The organism is Deinococcus pimensis DSM 21231, from assembly GCF_000519345.1.
GTDB lineage: Bacteria > Deinococcota > Deinococci > Deinococcales > Deinococcaceae > Deinococcus_A > Deinococcus_A pimensis.
In genome coordinates, this window is record NZ_KI912671.1 from 417,503 (window position 1) to 418,181 (window position 679).

The 679-nt window shown below is 72.0% G+C and carries 1 protein-coding gene; it reads left to right on the forward strand.

From position 1 onward, the window contains the following. On the forward strand, positions 1-679 hold a 679-nt coding region (locus tag DEIPI_RS33575), incomplete at both ends, for a DUF2264 domain-containing protein (protein WP_045234929.1).

Genomic DNA, 679 nt, shown 5'->3' on the forward strand with positions numbered 1-679 from the left:
CCGAGGGCGCCGCGCTGCCCTTCGGACGCAGCCTCACGTACCGCTTCGCCACGGGCGCCTTCTGGGGCGCGCTCGCCTTCGCGGACGTCGAGGCCCTGCCGTGGGGCGAGCTGCGCGGCCTGTGGGCGCGGCACCTCCGCTGGTGGGCCTCCCGCGAACTCTTCACCGAGACCGGCGTCCTCACCGTCGGGTACGCCTACCCGAATCTGATGATCAGCGAGGAGTACAACTCCCCGCAGAGCCCGTACTGGGCGATGAAGTACTTCCTCCCGCTCGCCCTGCCCGACACGCACCCCTTCTGGCAGACCCCCGAGGCTCCCCAGCGGTCCCTGCCCGAGGTCCACCCGCAGCACCACCCGGGCATGCTGGTGTGCCGTGACGACGCGGACGGTCACGTCTTCGCGCTGAGCGGCCGACAGCACGCCTCGTGGCTCAACCACGGCGCCGCGAAGTACGCGAAGTTCGCGTACTCCACCCGGTTCGGCTTCAGCGTCAGCGTCGGAGAGCGCGACCTCGCCAAGCTCGCGCCGGACAGCGCCCTCGCGTTCTCCGACGACGGCGAGCGCTACCGCGTCCGTGAACGCGTCGACGACGTCACCGTCGCCGGCGACGTCGTCCACAGCCTCTGGCGACCCTGGCCGGACGTCACCGTCCACACCGTCCTCGCCGCGGCCCCGCC